The sequence below is a fragment of the Pseudomonas savastanoi genome, from assembly GCF_020917325.1.
Classification (GTDB): Bacteria; Pseudomonadota; Gammaproteobacteria; order Pseudomonadales; family Pseudomonadaceae; genus Aquipseudomonas; species Aquipseudomonas amygdali.
The window spans coordinates 2,006,117-2,024,040 of sequence record NZ_CP076652.1 but is presented as its reverse complement, the minus strand read 5'-3'; the positions used below and the strand labels follow the sequence as shown (position 1 = coordinate 2,024,040).

Annotated in this window: 15 protein-coding genes and 1 pseudogene; 8 read left to right on the top strand and 8 right to left on the bottom strand. The window is 56.5% G+C overall.

Translation table 11 applies throughout. The annotated features are described in order from the left end of the window. Window positions 1-52: 52 nt before the first annotated feature. Window positions 53-589, top strand: a complete 537-nt coding sequence (locus KP808_RS08965) for an RNA polymerase factor sigma-70 (RefSeq protein WP_002552913.1) — start codon at window positions 53-55, stop codon at window positions 587-589. 72 nt (window positions 590-661) lie between these two features. On the opposite strand, the gene KP808_RS08960 is transcribed toward KP808_RS08965, so the two are convergent. Beyond that, a complete protein-coding gene (locus KP808_RS08960; protein ID WP_058402047.1) occupies window positions 662-1,186 on the bottom strand; it encodes an SgcJ/EcaC family oxidoreductase in 525 nt (174 codons plus the stop codon). A gap of 193 nt (window positions 1,187-1,379) precedes the next feature. Between KP808_RS08960 and KP808_RS08955 the strand changes: the two genes are divergently transcribed. The 4 genes and pseudogenes from KP808_RS08955 (at window position 1,380) to KP808_RS08940 (ending at window position 6,022) form a co-directional block, all read left to right on the top strand. Next, entirely contained in the window at window positions 1,380-2,564 is a 1,185-nt protein-coding gene (locus KP808_RS08955; RefSeq protein ID WP_230018160.1) for a sensor histidine kinase, read from the top strand. After that, complete coding sequence (locus KP808_RS08950; protein ID WP_002552911.1) at window positions 2,561-3,229, top strand: response regulator; 669 nt, start codon at window positions 2,561-2,563, stop codon at window positions 3,227-3,229. Before KP808_RS08955 ends, KP808_RS08950 begins: the two co-directional genes overlap by 4 nt. After that, window positions 3,226-5,562: an ATP-binding protein gene (locus tag KP808_RS08945; protein ID WP_230018158.1), complete on the top strand. Its 2,337-nt coding sequence runs from the start codon at window positions 3,226-3,228 to the stop codon at window positions 5,560-5,562. Before KP808_RS08950 ends, KP808_RS08945 begins: the two co-directional genes overlap by 4 nt. Further along, a pseudogene (locus KP808_RS08940) lies at window positions 5,559-6,022 on the top strand (response regulator). Before KP808_RS08945 ends, KP808_RS08940 begins: the two are co-directional and overlap by 4 nt. Window positions 6,023-6,029: 7 nt before the next feature. Here KP808_RS08940 and KP808_RS08935 read toward each other — a convergent pair. Further along, the gene (locus KP808_RS08935; protein ID WP_005782898.1) at window positions 6,030-6,461 is read right to left on the bottom strand and encodes a universal stress protein; all 432 of its coding nucleotides are present in this window, start codon (window positions 6,459-6,461) and stop codon (window positions 6,030-6,032) included. 206 nt (window positions 6,462-6,667) lie between these two features. On the opposite strand from KP808_RS08935, the gene KP808_RS08930 reads away from it, so the two are divergent. Both KP808_RS08930 and KP808_RS08925 read left to right on the top strand, forming a co-directional pair. After that, on the top strand, window positions 6,668-8,179 hold the full coding sequence (locus tag KP808_RS08930; protein WP_230018156.1) for a hypothetical protein: 1,512 nt from the start codon (window positions 6,668-6,670) through the stop codon (window positions 8,177-8,179). 25 nt (window positions 8,180-8,204) lie between these two features. After that, window positions 8,205-9,707 carry a glucosyltransferase domain-containing protein gene (locus tag KP808_RS08925; RefSeq protein ID WP_326839558.1) on the top strand — a complete coding sequence of 501 codons (1,503 nt, stop codon included), beginning with the start codon at window positions 8,205-8,207 and terminating at the stop codon, window positions 9,705-9,707. A gap of 19 nt (window positions 9,708-9,726) precedes the next feature. Here the strand turns inward: KP808_RS08925 and KP808_RS08920 are convergent, their stop codons facing one another. Both KP808_RS08920 and dusA read right to left on the bottom strand, forming a co-directional pair. Then, window positions 9,727-11,214, bottom strand: a complete 1,488-nt coding sequence (locus KP808_RS08920) for a glucan biosynthesis protein (protein WP_230018831.1) — start codon at window positions 11,212-11,214, stop codon at window positions 9,727-9,729. Between the two features lie 194 nt (window positions 11,215-11,408). After that, complete coding sequence (gene dusA / locus KP808_RS08915) at window positions 11,409-12,428, bottom strand: tRNA dihydrouridine(20/20a) synthase DusA (RefSeq protein WP_230018154.1); 1,020 nt, start codon at window positions 12,426-12,428, stop codon at window positions 11,409-11,411. A gap of 688 nt (window positions 12,429-13,116) precedes the next feature. Here dusA and KP808_RS08910 point away from each other — a divergent pair. Then, entirely contained in the window at window positions 13,117-13,656 is a 540-nt protein-coding gene (locus KP808_RS08910; RefSeq protein WP_230018152.1) for a hypothetical protein, read from the top strand. A 641-nt stretch (window positions 13,657-14,297) separates the two neighbouring features. On the opposite strand, the gene KP808_RS08905 is transcribed toward KP808_RS08910, so the two are convergent. The 4 genes from KP808_RS08905 to KP808_RS08890 all read right to left on the bottom strand — a co-directional run bounded on the left by KP808_RS08905 (window position 14,298) and on the right by KP808_RS08890 (window position 17,700). Then, window positions 14,298-15,425, bottom strand: a complete 1,128-nt coding sequence (locus KP808_RS08905; protein WP_058402039.1) for a sensor histidine kinase — start codon at window positions 15,423-15,425, stop codon at window positions 14,298-14,300. 134 nt (window positions 15,426-15,559) lie between these two features. After that, window positions 15,560-15,799: a hypothetical protein gene (locus tag KP808_RS08900; RefSeq protein WP_002552903.1), complete on the bottom strand. Its 240-nt coding sequence runs from the start codon at window positions 15,797-15,799 to the stop codon at window positions 15,560-15,562. Between the two features lie 78 nt (window positions 15,800-15,877). Beyond that, window positions 15,878-16,321 (bottom strand): LexA family protein, encoded by a 444-nt coding sequence (locus tag KP808_RS08895; protein WP_054097963.1) that lies wholly within the window; start codon window positions 16,319-16,321, stop codon window positions 15,878-15,880. A gap of 134 nt (window positions 16,322-16,455) precedes the next feature. Continuing rightward, a complete protein-coding gene (locus tag KP808_RS08890) occupies window positions 16,456-17,700 on the bottom strand; it encodes a M20/M25/M40 family metallo-hydrolase (RefSeq protein WP_230018150.1) in 1,245 nt (414 codons plus the stop codon). Window positions 17,701-17,924: the final 224 nt, after the last annotated feature.

Below are 17,924 nucleotides of genomic sequence, written 5' to 3'. Positions count from 1 at the left end.
CGCTCCTCCTGTGGCCCTCCCCCTCCATTGTTCAGGCAGCAAGGTGAATTCCATGACGGAACACGTAATCACAAGTAAGTGCGACTCACCATTACTCCAGGCATTCGTCGACAACTACTTGCTGCTGGTCAAAATCGCGGCGCGCATCGTGGGTTGCCGGTCCCGGGCCGAGGACGTAGTGCAGGACGCCTTCTTCAGACTGCGCTCGGCACCTCAAGCCACGCTGACTTTCAAGGCCCAGCTCAGTTACCTGTTTCAGATCGTGCGCAATCTGGCCATCGATCATTACCGCAAACAGGCGCTGGAACAGAAATACACCGGCCCCGAGGCCGAGGGTCTGAATGTGGTCATTCAGGGGGCATCGCCGGAAACCTCGCATATCAACTTCTCCAGCCTGGAGAAAATTGCCGACGCCCTGACCGAGCTGCCACCCCGCACCCGCTACGCGTTCGAGATGTATCGTCTGCACGGCGTGCCACAAAAGGACATCGCCAAGGAACTGGGCGTATCACCGACGCTGGTCAACTTCATGATCCGCGATGCGCTTGTTCATTGCCGCAAGGTCAACGGTGCCAACGCTGAAGCGTGATAATTCAGAAAGGCAAAAAAATCCGGAGCACTGGCTCCGGATTTTTTGTTTCAGCCTTGAGTAGACGGTCGATCAGCGGCTGACCTGGTACTCAGGCTGTACTTCCGGCATGGCCGAAGAGTGGTGGTTGAGAATCTTCCACTCGTTGCCGATGCGGTGGTAAAGGAACGAATAACGCGCCTGTACCTTGGTTTTCTTGCCGTCTGCAGCCGTCAGAGTGAAGGTGTAGACACCGTTGTCCGCGGCGGCATCAGGCCCCAGACGACGAATCTCACGGTAGTTGATCTCGCCAACCGGCTTAAGCGCCAGGAAGTGATCGAAGTAGTCTGTGATCTCTGCCGGAGTAGCACGTACCTTGTTGGAGACCGTAGGCTGCAAGACTGCGTCCGGCGCATACAACGAGGCGACTGTCTTCGAATTACCGGTCTGCAGAGCCTTGTTCCAGCGGTCAAACAGACCGGCGATTTCCTTGTCATTCACATTGCTTGGCGTCTCGGCCACCATGCGGTAAGTGTAGCCGGACGGCTCGGCAGCAGCCTGAACCATCGGTGCACTCACAGCCAGCAACAGGGCCAGGGCGGTCAATTTAGTTTTCATCGCTACTCTCCTACGGGGGATCTGTTCAGGGATTCAGTGAGTGCCACTTTGCCCTCCCCGCCACCGCGCGCCATCGGCCAACCGGGGTTAACTGTGTATGCCAATCGGCAGATAGGCTTTACCTCCTGATAAAGTTCTAATAGCGTCACTTTCGTTATGCCCGCGCGGGCATCCACCCTCGCTGGAGCTCCCCATGCAAAGCCCCCCCCATGACCCGGCAAGCGCGCTGGCCATCCGCAACCAGTATCGCCAGTCGCAAAGCCGCGCAGCTCGCCTGCGCCTGTTAGTGGATACCGGTCAGGAGCTGACCCAATTACCTCCCGAGGCCATGCGCCAGCGAGTGCTGCAGCGCGCCTGCGCATTCGTCGCCATGGACCATGGCCTGCTGCTGGAATGGGGCACCGACAACAACGTGCACACCACCGCCAGTCATGGCAATGCCGACCGCCTGAGTACCCTTGAAACAGTCGCCGACCCGCTGGCCATCGGCCCGCAATGGCTGGAGCGCAGCGGTCCCGACTTGCCTTGTGTGCTGTTATTGCCGTTGCGTGGTGCCGACGAAGGCTGTTTCGGTACCTTGCTGCTGGCCAACAGCGTAGGCATCAATGCCCCGGACAATGAGGACATCGAGTCCCTGCAACTGCTGGCAACGTTGCTGGCCGCACATCTGGAAAACAATCGGCTGCTTGAAGCACTGGTCGTCAGAGAACGCACCATGTCCGAACTGGTCCGCCAGTTGTTCACCGCTCAAGAAGACGAACGCAAACGCATGGCCTACGACCTGCACGACGGGCTGGCCCAGACACTCGCCGGTCTGCACCAGCGGCTGCAGGGTTTTGCCGGTCGCTGTCCGCAACTGCCTGAACCGCTGGACGCCGACCTGCAAGCCATTCTCAAGCTGGCGCAGCACTGCGTCGGTGAAGGACGGCAGTTGATCAGCGGTCTGCGACCCAGCGTGCTGGATGATTTCGGGCTGTTGCAGGCAGTCGACAAGGAAGCCGACCGCCTGCGTGAAGCGGGCATCGCCGTGCAGTGGACGTCGCGTTCCCAGGCACGCTTGCCCAGCCACCTGGAAATTGCGTTATTCCGCATCGCTCAGGAAGGCATCAACAATGTCTTCAAACACGCAGGTGCCAGCCGCGTAGAATTGGCGCTGGAACTGAGTAACGACAATGTTTCACTAGGCCTGGAAGACAACGGCCGTGGTTTCATCACCGAAAAGCCGCGTAACGGCAGTAGCGTTCAGAAACTGGGCCTGGTGGCCATGCAGGAACGCGCCAGCCTTCTGGGCGGCCGCCTGACCTGCGTCAGCCGCCTTGAGCGCGGCACCCGGCTGCGCGCCATCGTCCCTTTTACCGCAGACAAGGCAATAACATGACTGACACTGTGCGACTGGTTTTGGCGGACGATCATGAAGTGACCCGCACCGGGTTCGTCTCGCTGCTGGCGGGACATCCGGAATTCGAAGTGGTCGGCCAGGCCGCAGACGGCCAGCAAGCCATCGACCTGTGCCAGGAACTGCAGCCGGACATCGCGATTCTCGACATTCGCATGCCAGTGCTCAATGGGCTGGGCGCTGCGCGAATTCTCCAGCAGCGCATGCCGGACCTTAAAGTGGTGATTTTCACCATGGACGACAGCACTGATCATCTGGAAGCCGCGATCAGCGCGGGGGCGGTGGGCTATCTGCTCAAGGACGCCAGCCGCGACGAAGTAATAGCCGGCTTGCAACGTGTGGCCCGTGGCGAAGAAGCCTTGAACAGCACCGTCAGTGCGCGCCTGCTACGGCGCATGACCGAGCGCAACACCAGTGGCGCAGCCCTGCCGGAATCCCTCACACCTCGCGAACGTCAGGTACTGGGACTGGTGGCGGGCGGCTTCAGCAATCGTGAAATCGGCGAAAAACTCGGCATTACTACCGGCACCGCCAAGGCACACGTGGAAAAGGTCATCGGCAAACTGGGTGCCTCGGACCGTACTCAGGCCGCCGTGCGTGGCGTGGCGCTGGGCCTGGTGAGCCAGTCGACGAGCGAGTGGCGATGACGACAGCCGGAAGCAGTCGCTGGGAAGACCTTCCGTTACGCGGCAAGGCGCTGGTGGCCATTTCTTTGCCGCTGGCGATTCTCATGTTCTCGCTGGTGCTCATCTATATCGCTGAACGCCAGACCGCTCAGGCAGAGGAAGATGTACGTCGGGTGCTGCTGGTGCAAGGCGACATCCAGACACTGCATACCCAGATCGCAGAAGGTGCGGCCAGTGTGCGTGGCTACCTGCTGACTCATCAGGAAGACTTCCTGCCCGGCTACATCAATGCACAGCCGCTGATCGGGGCGGCGTTGGCGCGACTCAACGACAATGTGCGCGATGGGCAGATGCGCGAACACCTCAAAGCCATTGAGCCGCTGATCAACACCAAGGTCGACGGCCTGGAAAAGCTGCGCTCGATGAGCATGGAAGATCAACAAACCGTTGCCCGCATTCTGGTCGAAAACAAATACGTGCTCGACCAGTTGCGCGAGCGGATCGGCATCATGCGCGAGCGCGAAGACGCCTTGCTCGCCGAACGTACCGAAGCGGCGGCCGCTACCCGCGAACGCCTGCTGCTCTCGACCCTGCTGGCAGCCGCCTGCGGAATATTCGGAGCCATTCTTGCCGTGCTGATGCTGTCCAAAGGCATCGTGGCCAGGGTGCATCAGGTGCAACGCAATGCTCAGCGGCTGGCGCTCGGGCACCCGTTGCTGCCCCAACCCCCGGAAAAGGACGAAATCGGCCAGCTCGGCACCCGACTGGTCGAAGCCGGTCAATTGCTGGCTGAACGCGAACGCGCGCTGCGCGACAATGAAGAACGTTTGCGGCTGATCATCGAAGGCGTGAAGGACTACGGCATCTTTGCGCTGGACCGCAACGGCTATGTCACCACCTGGAACGCAGGTGCCGAGCGCATCAAGGGCTACACAGAACAAGAGATCATCGGTAAGCACTTCTCTGTTTTTTACCTGCCGGAGGAGTGTCCGCAACACCCTGATATGGCCCTGCGTGAAGCCACGGTCAACGGCCGCTATACCGAAGAAAGCTGGCGCAGACGCAAGGACGGCAGCCGTTTCTGGGCCAGCGTGGTGATTACCGCCCAATACGATGGCAATGACGAACTGCGTGGCTTTTCCAAGATCACCCGTGACATCAGTGATCGTCGTGTCGCCGAAATTGCCTTGGGCACTGCCCGCGAGGAAGCCGAGCGGGCCAGCCGGGCGAAAAGTGAGTTTCTCTCACGCATGAGCCACGAGTTGCGCACGCCCCTGAACTCGATTCTGGGCTTTGCCCAGTTGCTGGACATGGACTCGCCTGCAAGCCAGCGACCGCAAATCGGCCATATTCTGCGAGCCGGTCAGCACCTGCTGAAACTGATCAATGAAGTGCTCGACATCGCCAGAATCGAAGCCGGGCATGTGTCCCTGAGCCTGGAACCGGTATCACTGTCGAGCGTGCTTGAAGAAGCGCTGGTGCTGGTCTCGCCGATGGCGGCTGATGCCAACATCGAATTGAAGGCGTTGCCTCAATTGTCTGACAAGCTTGGCGTGGTCGCGGATCGCCAGCGCTTGATTCAGGTGTTGCTCAACCTGCTGTCCAACGCCATCAAATACAACCGTCCCGAGGGTCAGGTGCGGATTGAAGTCGAGCAGTCAGACGAGCGAGTTACCGTGAGCGTAATCGATACCGGCTACGGAATTGCGCCAGAGCGTATCGGGCAGTTGTTCAAACCGTTCGAACGACTGGATGCCAACCCGAGCGTCGAGGGCACCGGGCTGGGGCTGGCGCTGAGCAAAAGTATGCTGGAAATGATGCACGGCACCCTGTCAGTGCAGAACACACCGGCTGAAGGCTGCCGCTTCATACTGGAGCTGCCGCTTGTTCTGGTGCACGCCCCCACGGCTCCGCAGCCACAGACTGGCATGCCCGCTGACGCCGCCCTTGCCGCCCGCCTGCCTGCTCGCCCCGCTTATCATGGCAAGCTGCTGTGCATCGAAGACAACCTGTCGAGCATGGCCTTGATCGAGACACTGATGCAGCGCAGGCCCGGTATCCAGTTGCTGTCGAGCATGCAGGGTCAGCTGGGGCTGGATCTGGCCCGCCAGCATGCGCCGCAACTGATTCTGCTGGACCTGAACCTGCCGGACATCAAAGGCCTTGAGGTGCTGCAACGCCTGCGGCGCATGCCGGCTACGGCCAATACCCCCGTCCTGATGATTACAGCCGACACCAGTGATAAAGCCAGTTGCGAACTGAAACAGGCCGGTGCAACGGCCATTCTGACCAAACCTATTCAGGTGCCGGTGTTTCTCGCCCTCCTGGACCAGTATTTACCGGAGCCAACATGACCGGAGATTTCCGCATTCTGATCATTGACGACCAGCGGCCCAACCTTGATCTGATGGAGCAACTGCTTGCCCGCGAGGGCCTGACCAATGTGCTGAGCAGCACTGAGCCGCTGCGCACGCTGGACCTGTTCAACAGCTTTGAGCCGGACCTGGTGGTGCTTGATCTGCACATGCCCGAATTCGATGGTTTTGCGGTTCTGGAACAGCTCAACCGGCGCATCCCGGCCAATGACTATCTACCAATCATGGTCCTGACCGCCGACGCGACACGCGATACCCGCCTACGCGCTCTGGCGCTGGGCGACGGGATTTCATCAGCAAACCGCTGGATGCGCTGGAGACCATGCTGCGTATCTGGAACCTGCTGGAAACTCGCGCCCTGTATAAATCGCTGCGCAAGCTGGTGCCGCCGGAAAACATCGAGCTGTTGCGCCAGCCACGGACACTGGCGCAGCAGTGAGGCGTCTTTATTTGATGAGCGTCACCGGCACCGACACTTCATGGATCACCCGCGTGGCTACCGAGCCCAGCAGCAGGCCGCCAAAGTTGCCAAGCCCGCGGGTGCCCATGACCACAGCATCACAACCCAATCGCTGAACCTCGGCTTCTACCTGTTCGGCGACGTTGCCCAGCTCGACATGGGCCTGGAACGGCACGCCCGCGGCGGTCAGCAGTGCAATCGCGTCATCAAGCACGCGCTTGCCTTCATTGGTCAGCCCGGCCTTTACGCCCTCAATCATGTCGGGGGCCAGATAAAGGCTGTAATCAATGGGGCTGGCCTGCACATTGAGGATATGCACCTCAAGCGATTTGGTGAGGTCGCCAGACAATTCGATGACATAGCCCAAGGCACGCATGGCGTGCTCGGAGCCGTCGAAGGGAACCAAAACTTTGTGCATGTGCGCTTTCCTTGAGGGGGTATGCGATCAATATAATCCGTTGGCTGGTGGGCAACCACTGCTGAACGGCAGCTTGTTGATTCAGGACAATGTGTGCTGGCCTACACCTCTGCGACCGCAACACACGATGGGCTGGAAGATGATTTGATTTGACGAAGGCATTTATTCTTCTAGAGTGAGTGCAGTAGTGCCAGCAACGACCGGCAGTGGCGGTATCGGTCTCATGGAACGATCAGTCAATGACTGCCCATTGGAACAAACGCCTCTCGAAACAGGCCACGCTGCTATTCATCCTGGCTGCCAACGTTTTCTATATTGTGCCGTTACTGCTCGCCAATGCGCCCTCTGCCGAAGATGACCGGATCTCAAGCAATGCTCAGGGGCAATGGGCAGAGCAAGGATATCCACTTGCCACCCTCGCCTATCGCGCGCTGACCTTTACAACCGGCGCACCCGAACTCTTCCCACTGCCACTGTTAATCGCTACAGCGCTGATTTCGTGGGCCATGTTCAAGTGGGTGCGTGACTGCTTTGCGACGCCCACAGTGATTGACTGTCTGGTGGTACTGCCGCTTTGGTACAACCCGTTCCTCCTGCAGAGCCTTTCTAGCCACTACGATGGCCCGATCATTGCGCTGGGCATCGCTTTGATCGTTTTCGCAATTGTTTATGACTCCCCCGCAATGATCAGAAAACTGGCCATTCCAGGCCTGATGATCGCCTGCGCACTGGCGTCCAGTACAACAAGCCTCAATGTTTTCCTCGGCCTCTGTTGCGTTGAATGCATGAGAGCGCTGATACAGCAGCGCATTCCGGGTTTCATTGGCAGGCTGCTGATGATCAGGCTGACGCAGTTGTTGTGCGGATTGTGCCTTTACGTGACGGTCGGCGCATACGACTTGCTGACAATGGACAGTCACTGGCTTGCGGAAATAATCAGGCGGCTGGCCCTGCTCCACCAGAACGTGGGATTTTTGTTCAACACAGGCACCACCTGGCTGGCTATCGCGCTTTTACTGGTTGCGCTACCTGGTTACGTCAGCCAAGTACTCAGCGCACTCAGGCGACCGAACGGCGTTGCCCGCAAGGCAGTCGCTGTCCTCTTTTACCTGAGCCTGCCTGTTGCACTCTTGCTGCTGATTCCCGGAACAGCCTTGTTAGCGAATGATTTCGCCGGCCGGGCCGGAACATTGACGGGATTCTCGACACTGCTGATCGCGCTTTTTTTCCTGATCAACACGCATGCCTGGAAACAGCATGATGCAGTGCGTCTGGTGCTGATCCTGCCGGTCGTTTGCATGCTGTCCTTTTCCTATGCCTACGCCAGAGTGCTGATCCTGCAGAAAGAGCTCGGCACTTATGTACTTTTCAGCCTTGCCTACGACATCGACACCCTGCCTGATCTGCAAAATATAGACACTTTTCACTTCGACAGTCAGCCACTTCAAAACTGGCTGCCAGCGGCCAGCGGAACCTTCGAAAAACTTCCTGCGATCAAATACATCATGAATGTCGACGAGCGCGCGACACCTGCAAGACTGCAACGCGTTGGTATCACTCGCGGTGAATGGCTGACATCGCCATGCACCGCGCAGGACCTGACGTCCAGTGCACCGATAGTTGATCGCACGTTCTACAGCATTAAGGTTCATCAGCAGACCGGCTGCATCGTCATGAAAAAAATTACAACCCCCGATACTTATATCTGGGAACCGTAACCCACTTTCCGCAGCGACACTTCCCATGCCCCCTATCAGATGGCTGAGTCAAGCACTTTCCTGGCAACACTCATATTGGCTACTGCTCGGGGCAAGCCTGCTGTACATAGTTCCGTTTCTCATGGCAGACCAGACTTACGCCGATGACTACTGGAGGTCGCAACTTGCACAGGGTCGCTGGACAGAACAAGGCCGCCCCGGCGTAGACCTGCTTTATATGGTGCTCGGTTTTTCGTCAGGCGCGATCAATCTGTTCCCGCTGCCGTTATTGCTGACCACTGGCCTGCTGGCGGTATCCCTGACCCGCTTGGCGCATCATTACTTTAGCCGCCCTACCGCGCTGAACTGCCTGATTGTGTTGCCTGTTCTGTACAACCCCTTCTTCCTGCAGAACCTGTCTTACCAATACGACGGTCCAGGGATGGTACTGAGCCTGTGCCTGGCGGTGGAGGCACTGCTGCATTCGACCTGCAAGCCGTTGAAAAGCAGCTGGAAAGCGGCCTTATGGGTGGCTGCAGCGCTTGCACTCTATCAGCCAGCACTCAATGTTTTAGTGGGCCTGTACTGTATTGAGTTTATTCGCAGCGTCGAGGTGAGAAAGACGTTCAACGCCTTGTTCTCTTCACTACTGAGCCAACTGATCATCCTGGCAATGGGGCTTCTGATTTATGCGTGCCTGGCGATACCGTTCATCAAAGGCAGCCGCACGCATCTGCTGAATATAAATCAGGGCGCGTTACAGGAGTTAGATGACCGTATACAGTTTCTGGCTCAGCAAATAGCACTGCTCGTTCACAGTGAGTTACTTGAAATGACCGCCACGATTATCACCCTTGTTGCCACTGTGAAACTCATTTCCATCGCGACAGCCCTGCTGCAATATTCCGAGCCCCTCTGGCGCAGAGTGGGCGTGTTTTTCATATTTCTGGTCACCGCCCCACTGCTGATATTTCTTGTATCGGGTACAACCCTGATGCTCAAAGACTTCATCCCGGAGGCCCGAACCCTGACCGGTTTTTCGATACTGATTGTCGCAGCGCTCTATCTTTACGAACGTTCCTGCCCGCCGGAAACGCTGTTACCCAGACTGTTTATCGTCCTGCCACTGGCGGGCATGCTCTCGCTTTCGTTTGTCTACGGGAATGTTCTGAGCGCGCAAAAAGAGCTGGGCCAGCATGTTGCACGAAGCATTGCCTACGACATCGACGCGCTATCACAGTCGAGAACGCTGGAGCGTATACATTTGCGAGGGTTCTATTTGCAAAACTGGTTGCCCGCGGCGCAGTCGGCCTCAAACGTCTTACCGGTACTGGGTTACCTACTGAATACTCATTACCTGACGCTGCCGGAAGCACTGCCGAGAACCGGCATCATCAATGTCCATAAATATACCGAACCGCCAGTCGGTGAACATCTTCAGCCCCCGGTGCTGATCAGGCCGCTTTATCGCGTTCACCTGTCTGAAAATACGGGTTATCTGGTGCTCAAAAAAATCACCGAGCCGCAGGACTATCATCCAGAGCACTGACCGCATCGGGCCTCATCCGTCAGAATGGATGGTATTGGTACAGCCAGCTCTCGGTTAACGTCAGCTCACCCAGTCGCAGATACAGACGCATGTCTACCGGTTCTGCACCTTCTACCGTCAGGTCGAATTGCGCCCGCCAATGCCCCGCCATACCGTCAGGCACCGCTTCAGTGAAAATATTGGAGAAAGTCCCTCTTGAGCTGGACAACACCGCTTCCGGAAACGTATTGAACGGCACGTTTTCCAGAGTGCGGCCCTGAAATTCGACGACAAATTTTCGCACGCCTTGCGGTCGCGTCTGTCCGGGCCGGCCACCATTACCGAAGCGCGTCGCCACGCAATGAGCCAACTCACCGGGGTACGGCTCATCCGCCAGCCAGTGCAGACGATAACGCAGCCGGTAATCTGTTCCGGGGCCTGCCGGTTTTTCAGGCACCCACATGGCGACGATATTGTCGTGGATCTCATCGTCAGTGGGAATTTCAACCAACTGTACGGCGCCTTTCCCCCAATCGCCCAAGGGCTCGATCCACAGGCTCGGCCGCCGTTCATAATGCACGCCATCCAGGTAATGGCTGAATTCGCGATCCCGCTGCAGCAGACCGAAACCTCGCGGGTTATTGTCACTGAACGCAGATGCCATGGTTCTCGGCGGGTTGTTCAACGGTCGCCATATTCGCTCGCCTGCACCGGTCCAGATCGCCAGTCCGTCGGAGTCATGCACCTCGGGCCGCCAGTCAGCAGCTGTTTTCTTGGCCTGTTCGCTGAACCAGTACATCGAACTGATCGGCGCGATGCCAAACCTTTGCACTTCGCCGCGCATGAACAGTGCGGCCTCGACCTCCATCACCACCCCTTTGCCCCGCTGTATGGCAAAGCGATACGCCCCACAGATACTCGGCCCGTAAAGCAGTGCATAGACAACGACCGAGTCGGATGTATTGCTGTCCGGCGATTCAAACCAGAAGTGAGTGAAGTCGGGAAATTCTTCCGCACGCTCGGGCTGGGCGACATCCAGCGCAATACCCCGTGCGGAAAGTCCATATTGATACAGCTCGCCAATGGCACGAAAGTACGCAGCGCCGAGAAAAGCCGTCCAATCGTTATTACGCCAATCCAGTTTTTTCTGATCGCCTGTTCGACTTTCCTGAAAGCGAAACCCGGCAAAGCCAACACCCTGAGTCAACTGACGCGCAGGGCTGTCTTCGGGCATGTCGAAATACGCCTGATCGTAGAGAATTTCCCTGGCAGCACCCTTATCGACAACATAGAGCCGCACCGGCTTGGGGAAAAACTTCCCCGGGTGGAAAAAAGTGATCGGAAACTGGCCCGGTCCCTCCGCGAACAATGCGTACTCCGGCTTGAAACGAATCTTGCCGTGAGCGTCGTAGTCCAGTTTCGCCAGTACCTCCGCCGAAAGAGTTGACGGCACAATATACGGCTGTGAGGCGGCCTCTTTTGCGCGCTGCACTAAAAGATCAAACGAAAAGGGCTCGCTATCGCCCATTTTCAGCGGCTCGTCAGCCTGTGAGGAAGAAGGGATACCTGATACGAACAACAGAGCAGATATCGAAGAAAACTCGAGAAAGTTTCGTCGATTCAACATGGTGGGAAGTGACCTGGTGGGGGTAGATCTGGTGGGCGGTAGACCTGAGCATAGATCAGTCCGCCAAATCCACCCGTTCAGCTCGTCCGATTAACTCAATGCCCCTCAAGGAACGCCGCTGCCTGATCCAGCAACAGCATGGGATTTTCGGCCTTGTGTATATCAACCGACAGCAACTGACGGAAACGCCGTGCGCCGGGGAAACCCAAACCAAGCCCGAGCATGTGCCGAGTGACATGGTGCATGTTGCCACCGCTGGCAATATGCGCCGCAATGTACGGCCGCATCGACTCCAACGCATCGTAACGACTGATAACCGGCGCAGAGCTGTCGAACAACTGCTGATCAACATGCGCCAACAGATACGGATTGTGATAAGCCTCACGGCCCAGCATGACGCCGTCGAAGGTCTGCAAATGTTCGCTGCACTGCTCCAGCGTCTTGATGCCGCCGTTGAGTACAATTTCCAGATCGGGGAAATCAGACTTCAACTGCGCGACCACGTCATAACGCAGCGGCGGAATATCGCGGTTTTCCTTGGGAGACAGTCCTTCGAGAATCGCGATGCGCGCGTGAACCGTAAAACTCTCGCAACCGGCCTCATGAACCTTGCCGACGAAATCAGACAACTCGGCGTAGCTGTCACGGCCGTTGATGCCGATCCGGTGCTTGACCGTGACCGGGATGCCGACCGCATCGCGCATGGCCTTCACACAATCAGCCACCAACTGCGGATGCGCCATCAAGCATGCGCCGATCATGTTGTTCTGCACCCGGTCGCTTGGGCAACCGACGTTCAGATTGACCTCGTCGTAGCCCGCCTCCTCAGCCAACCGGGAACAGGCAGCCAAGTCCGCCGCCGTGCTGCCGCCCAGCTGCAACGCCAACGGGTGCTCGGTCTCGTCATGACGCAAGAACCGCTCACGGTCGCCGTGCAGCAAGGCACCGGTGGTGACCATTTCGGTGTAGAGCAAGGCATGCTTTGAAAGCTTGCGCATGAAGTATCGGCAATGGTGGTCGGTCCAATCCATCATGGGGGCGACGGAGAAGCGACGGGACAGCGTGGTGGCTGATTGGCCAATGATTGCAGGGGTTTCGTGGTTTTCAGTTGTCATGTGAATTGATCTTTTATGCAGCCGCTCCTACCCGGGTTGCTACATTTTCAGCAAGCGGTTGCCACAATGTAGCAACCGACGCTGGAAATGTAGCAATGTGAGATGGGTACGATCACAGCACGTAAACGCGAAGGTAAAACCACTGGTCTCACGGCGCAGATACGGATTGTCAGGAATGCGCGGCAGTTTAACAGGAAGGCAGGCTGTGGAGTGCAGTAGGTGGCTCAGGTCAAGGCCCAGTGGGGATAGAAGTCAAACTCTGCTCGATATCTCAAACGGTAACCGCTGGCCTTCGTGCTGATGCAGATCGGCGACCGGGCTACATTTTGACAGGCCGACACGCGCTACAGGTGTAGCCTATGACAGCTGTAAGCCTATCGGTAGTTCAAATGGTGCCGCGTCAGATCAGTGGCAGGAAATGCACGAAACCAACGTATTGACCTGATTGGATCTGACGCCGGAGGTGTATGAGCGGCGTTACGTATTTTTTAGCCAAAGGGCCAAAGCAAGCCCTCACAGGATACGAACGAGGCGCTGAGCTCCACTTAGAGCACAGAGCAGAGGCGATGGTTGGACTTGCAAGAGTAAGCTGAGAGGACAGTGGATTGGTCAAACGCTGCGGCAGCCGTCTCAGCACCTTTTCAGCCATTACAAACATTTGAGGCTGACAAGCCCATTCAGGAGAGTCATGAAAAAAAAAACCAACAATTTAAAAACCGAAAGTATTGCCTACGCAAAAAAGCTCCCAACAGAGCTCATCGTGGGTTTTCTGCTTGGAACCATTCCCTTTCTGGAGTATTCAAGCACGGAAAAAGAAATTGAAGATGCCTTCTCTATGCTCTTGGCGCCCGAAGTATTGATAAAGCATTATTTCATACTTTTAATCCCCTACTTTTTGGTGTGCGCTTTAAAATTCGTGCTGCGTTTTAGGTCAGACGCCGCGGTGGAAAGATTCCGATTCATCTACAAGGTTTTTGCAGAGGTTGGCGCAAGCTTTTTGACAATGCTAAGGACAGGACTGGGCGCACTCATGGGCTTTTACGCAGTCGTTTTGTTTAAAAACACCGTTCAACTTTTGCCTAACCAGCACGTCGAGGTTATTGGTTATATCATCATGACGTTAATGTTTAGCGGTGCGCTTTCCATAGTTCATGATTTTTTGGCAGCTGCGGGAAAAAATATCGACAATAAAAACCCGATCACATTGGGCAGTCGTTTGAAATACTGAGTCATGCTTGCCACGAAAGCTTCAGTGGCGAGACGAATAGGCATCTGAAAGACGCTCATTGAAAGACGACGAATAAAAAATGGCGCGTTTGCATCACCGTAGCGTGGGTCCATACGAGGGCCTTCACGCACAGACGCGCCGCTGGAGTAGTAAGCAATTGGAAGGCAGCTACCATTAAGGCAGTGGCACAGGAAGCAAAAAAAAGTCGGCAGAAATCATTCTTCTCATCAGCCGACGCACGTACGACAAAGTGAATAAAAGCATTTCATATGCGCTACCTTTTGCCTGCTCAACCTTTGTAATTCCCTTAAACTTTTTAATCCTGCCCATTGTGAAATGGTACTCACATTGCGCTCTCAGGGAGTCGCCATGAACACTACTCAAGCATTCAGAAAACCATATGAACGCGATGAGTTATTCGTCATGCCCAATGCGTGGTGTGAGGGAAGCGTGCTGCCAGTTAGGCAGTCCATGCGCCTAATGCCTATTTTATCGTCACAGCCAGGACAGACTATCTGCTTGAAGCGCATGAGTATTCGTTGAGTGAGGTTGTTACACTTATTTGGCTTGGAGAACACTTGGATTGGCAAAACTGCACAGTTGGTAACTAACACGGTAAACGCACTCCATCTGTCGGGGGCTCACTCCGCATGCAACGGAATAAACACCGCAAACGTAGTCCCAAGGTCCGCTTTTGACGTCACTTCAATACGCCCGCCGTGGGCATCGACGATCTTGGCGACGATGAACAAGCCAAGCCCAAGGCTTGAGTAGGGACCGTTGTCAGTCATTTTCTCGGGCGAGTAGCGATCCATCGGGTTGAAGATGAAAGGAAGCACGTCTTCGGGAATTGGACTGCCTGTGTTATGCACGGTGAACTGAAGCGTGCCGTCAGAAGCTGCCAGCGTTACCTCGACAGGATCGCGGCTGTTGCCGTGCTGTATCGCATTGCCAATGAGGTTCGAGAAGACCTGTTCCAGGCGATCACCATCAAAATTGCCAATGACCGGATCGTTGGAAGTCAGGTGAATATCCGCCTCTGGATTGACCGTACGCGATTCGTCAACGATGCGAGCACAGATGGGCTGAATGTCTGTATGGGTCTTTTTCAACGGAATGCCGGGACCGATCTGTGACCGTGTGAAGTCGAGCAGATCGCCAACGATCTGATTGGCTCGTTTCACGCTTGAGTAGATCCTTGATGCCACCTTGGTCGGCCGCGCGCCCAGGTCATTGGTACGCAACAGCACGTCTGCACCCAGCAATATGGCACTTAACGGTGTGCGCAAGTCGTGCCCGAGGATACCCAGAAAGATATTGCGCGAGGCCTGAACCGCACCGGTATAGCTGGAGATGGATTCCGCGAGAGCCTGATCTATTGCTTCGTTGAAGCGGATCATGTCATCCATCTGCTGCTGGGTGTCCGAGGTCGGGCGCATCATCCACTGTTTTATCACGCTCGCGCGTAACGCTCGAAACTCCGAGACCACCTGATCGATGGTGAAGCCTGACATCAAACGAGTGATCGCATGGCTTTTCGCAGCGGTGTCTTCTTGCGATACGACCTGACCCTGAGATTTTTCGACCTGTTGCTGCGACGACTGATCCGTCCTCAGATCAGTGGCAATGGCTCGAAGCATCTGCTCGGCGTGATCCCTGAGCTCCTTGGTATCCAGAGGCTCACCGAGCGTGGAAATGGTACGCGCAAAGTCGGTCCAGTCCCGCACAATAGGCTCGATGTTCTCAAGGATGAAGCCCGATAACCGCATAGCAATAAAAACCTGAAAGTGAACCCCGCGAATTGCAGATTCGTGGGGCGAGTTAAACACCAATCCCGATCAACGAGACGGATACATTTGTTAAATGAATTTCACGCAGGCCGCGAAAATATCGAGGCCCGGATCTAATCGGAAAGCGCTTGCAGACGAGCCTGAACAGCGTCGTCAAAAATGATGTAAAGCGCCTCGGCATCGGCGGGACGCAGCTTTCTGCTTGTCTCAAGACCGTGAATGTATTCGATCTGCAACGCCCCTTCGGCCTCCACGTCAGCGCGGGTGCTGGTTGCCTCGAGCGCTCTTACCAGATCACTGATAGCCCCCTGGACAGCCTTGGGGAGCCGTAACTGGTCAAGTTGTTCCTGCATTCGCTCAATTTCCGGGTTAAAACCATAGGGTCGGCAGCAGATCACGGTGAAGCGTGCAATGCAAGGCCATGAGCCCGATCATCGATGAGCTGAAGAGGCGGTGCGCCCTTCAAGAAGGTTTTTCAGGCTGTAGGTCACCACACCCAGAATGATCAGGTCGTCGTGGTCAGTGACATGCAGTGGTGGATAGTCCGGGTGTTCGGACTTGAGGATCACGACGTCGCCACGCATGTGCAAACGCCGACACATCTGCCTTGCGTTGAGTGAGGCGACGACGATGTCACCATGCTCGGCGTACTGACTGCGGTCGACAACCAGCATGTCACCGGTGCGCATGCCGCCTCCCTGCATGCCTTCATCCTCGACCCTGGCCAGATAAACGTGCGGCTCACGGACCTCACAAAGCTCTGCGATAGAGACATGCTTCTCGACCACTGGCGACCTGGGGCCGACGGATGACAAGGATAGCAAAGGTAGCTTGATGCCCCCTGCCGACAGGGGGCCAAGGAATGTGACACTCATGGGACGAGCCTTTTATGATTAACTGTATACATATACAGTTAATCGTTTATCAGGCGTCAGGTCAATCTCCACTAGCTGACCCATCGACAAATGGCGTGGCCTCAACCCGACGCGAGGTTAACGTTCACGGACTGTCAGGGCGCCTCACCTTGCGACAAACGGGTAATCAGCGCCACCGTCAGGTAAAGCCTGGGCGCGATGCTCGACAGTTCGATGTACTCATCGTCCGCATGCAAGCCGGCCCCGACAACACCCATGGTTTCCAGCACGGCAGGCTTTGCGCTGCCCGGTACGTAGGCGTAGCCAGCATCGGTACCGAAGCGCATGGCGATCGGCTCGACACTGCGACCGATTTTTTCATAGAGCGTCTGCGCGGTTTTCGCCAGTTGCTCGGAACCCGGATTCCAGGCCAGTGGCGGACGGCCTTTTTCCATGCGCAAGGTCACTTCGGTGCCTTCAACGAGGGTTTTCTTCACAATCCGCTGACCGTCAGCGAGCACCCTGTCGCTCTCGCTTGGATCGGAGTAGCGCATGTCCGCCTCGGCCGAAGCGCTGGACGGGATGATGTTGCGCTTCTCACCGCCTTTGACAAGCGTCCAGTTGACGGTCGTACCCTTGCCAGGATCGCCAAGGTCCTTGAGTTGCAGCAGTTGGTGCGCCAGCTCGATCGCCGCATTGCGCCCGGCTTCAGGGGCCGAACCTGCGTGTGACGACTTGCCTTTGACGTCGAGGAGCAAGCCATTGATGCCATTGGTAGCGACAGTCACGGCGTCTTTGTCAGGCGGCTCATACGAAAACACGTAGTCATGCTGACGAGCGAGCTCGGCTATGACTTTTTTCGACCCGCTGGAGCCGGTCTCCTCGTCCGGGTTGAAAAGCACGGTGAGCGTGCCGAAATCCTTGAAATTCTGGTCCTGCAGCAGTTGCAGCGAATGCAGAATCATCGCAACACCGCCCTTCGCATCTGCCACACCGGGGCCATAGGCGCGTTCGCCGTCGAGCCTGAACGGGCGTTTCGCGGCAGTGCCCGGCCCGAAGACTGTGTCGTAGTGGACCATCAACAGAAAGGACCGGCTGCCATTACCTTTGAACCTGCCGACGATGTTGTCACCCGCAGAAGGGTCTGCCGGCGTGGTGGAAACTTCGGCACCCAATGCCTTGAGACGCTCCACCAGCATCGCGCTGACGGTTTTCAGTCCGGGTGCCTGGCCGGTACCCGTATCGATATCCACGAGTTGCCGGACGGTTTCGAGGTAGGACTGTTGTTCAGCCTGAGCTTTTTTCAGTAACAGATCAGATGGCTGCTCAGCGGCGATGACGCCCATGGAAAACAATGAAAAGCCGATTGCGGCCGTGATGGGGAAACGTCGTGAATGCATGCTGGTTCCTTCAGATCATCGCGAGTTGAACAGCATCTTTACCCCAATGCACTGCTGGACGCTACAAGCGAGTCTCATCAGACAAATATGTATGAGAATGTAACTGATAGTGATTAGCATTTAATAACATGTGAAAAATTTGTTAGTCTCGCCCTCCGCTGCCGTCTGTCACGACCTGCCAGCCAGCACGCCGTCACCCAGGTTTCCCGCCACGTCCCAGTCCC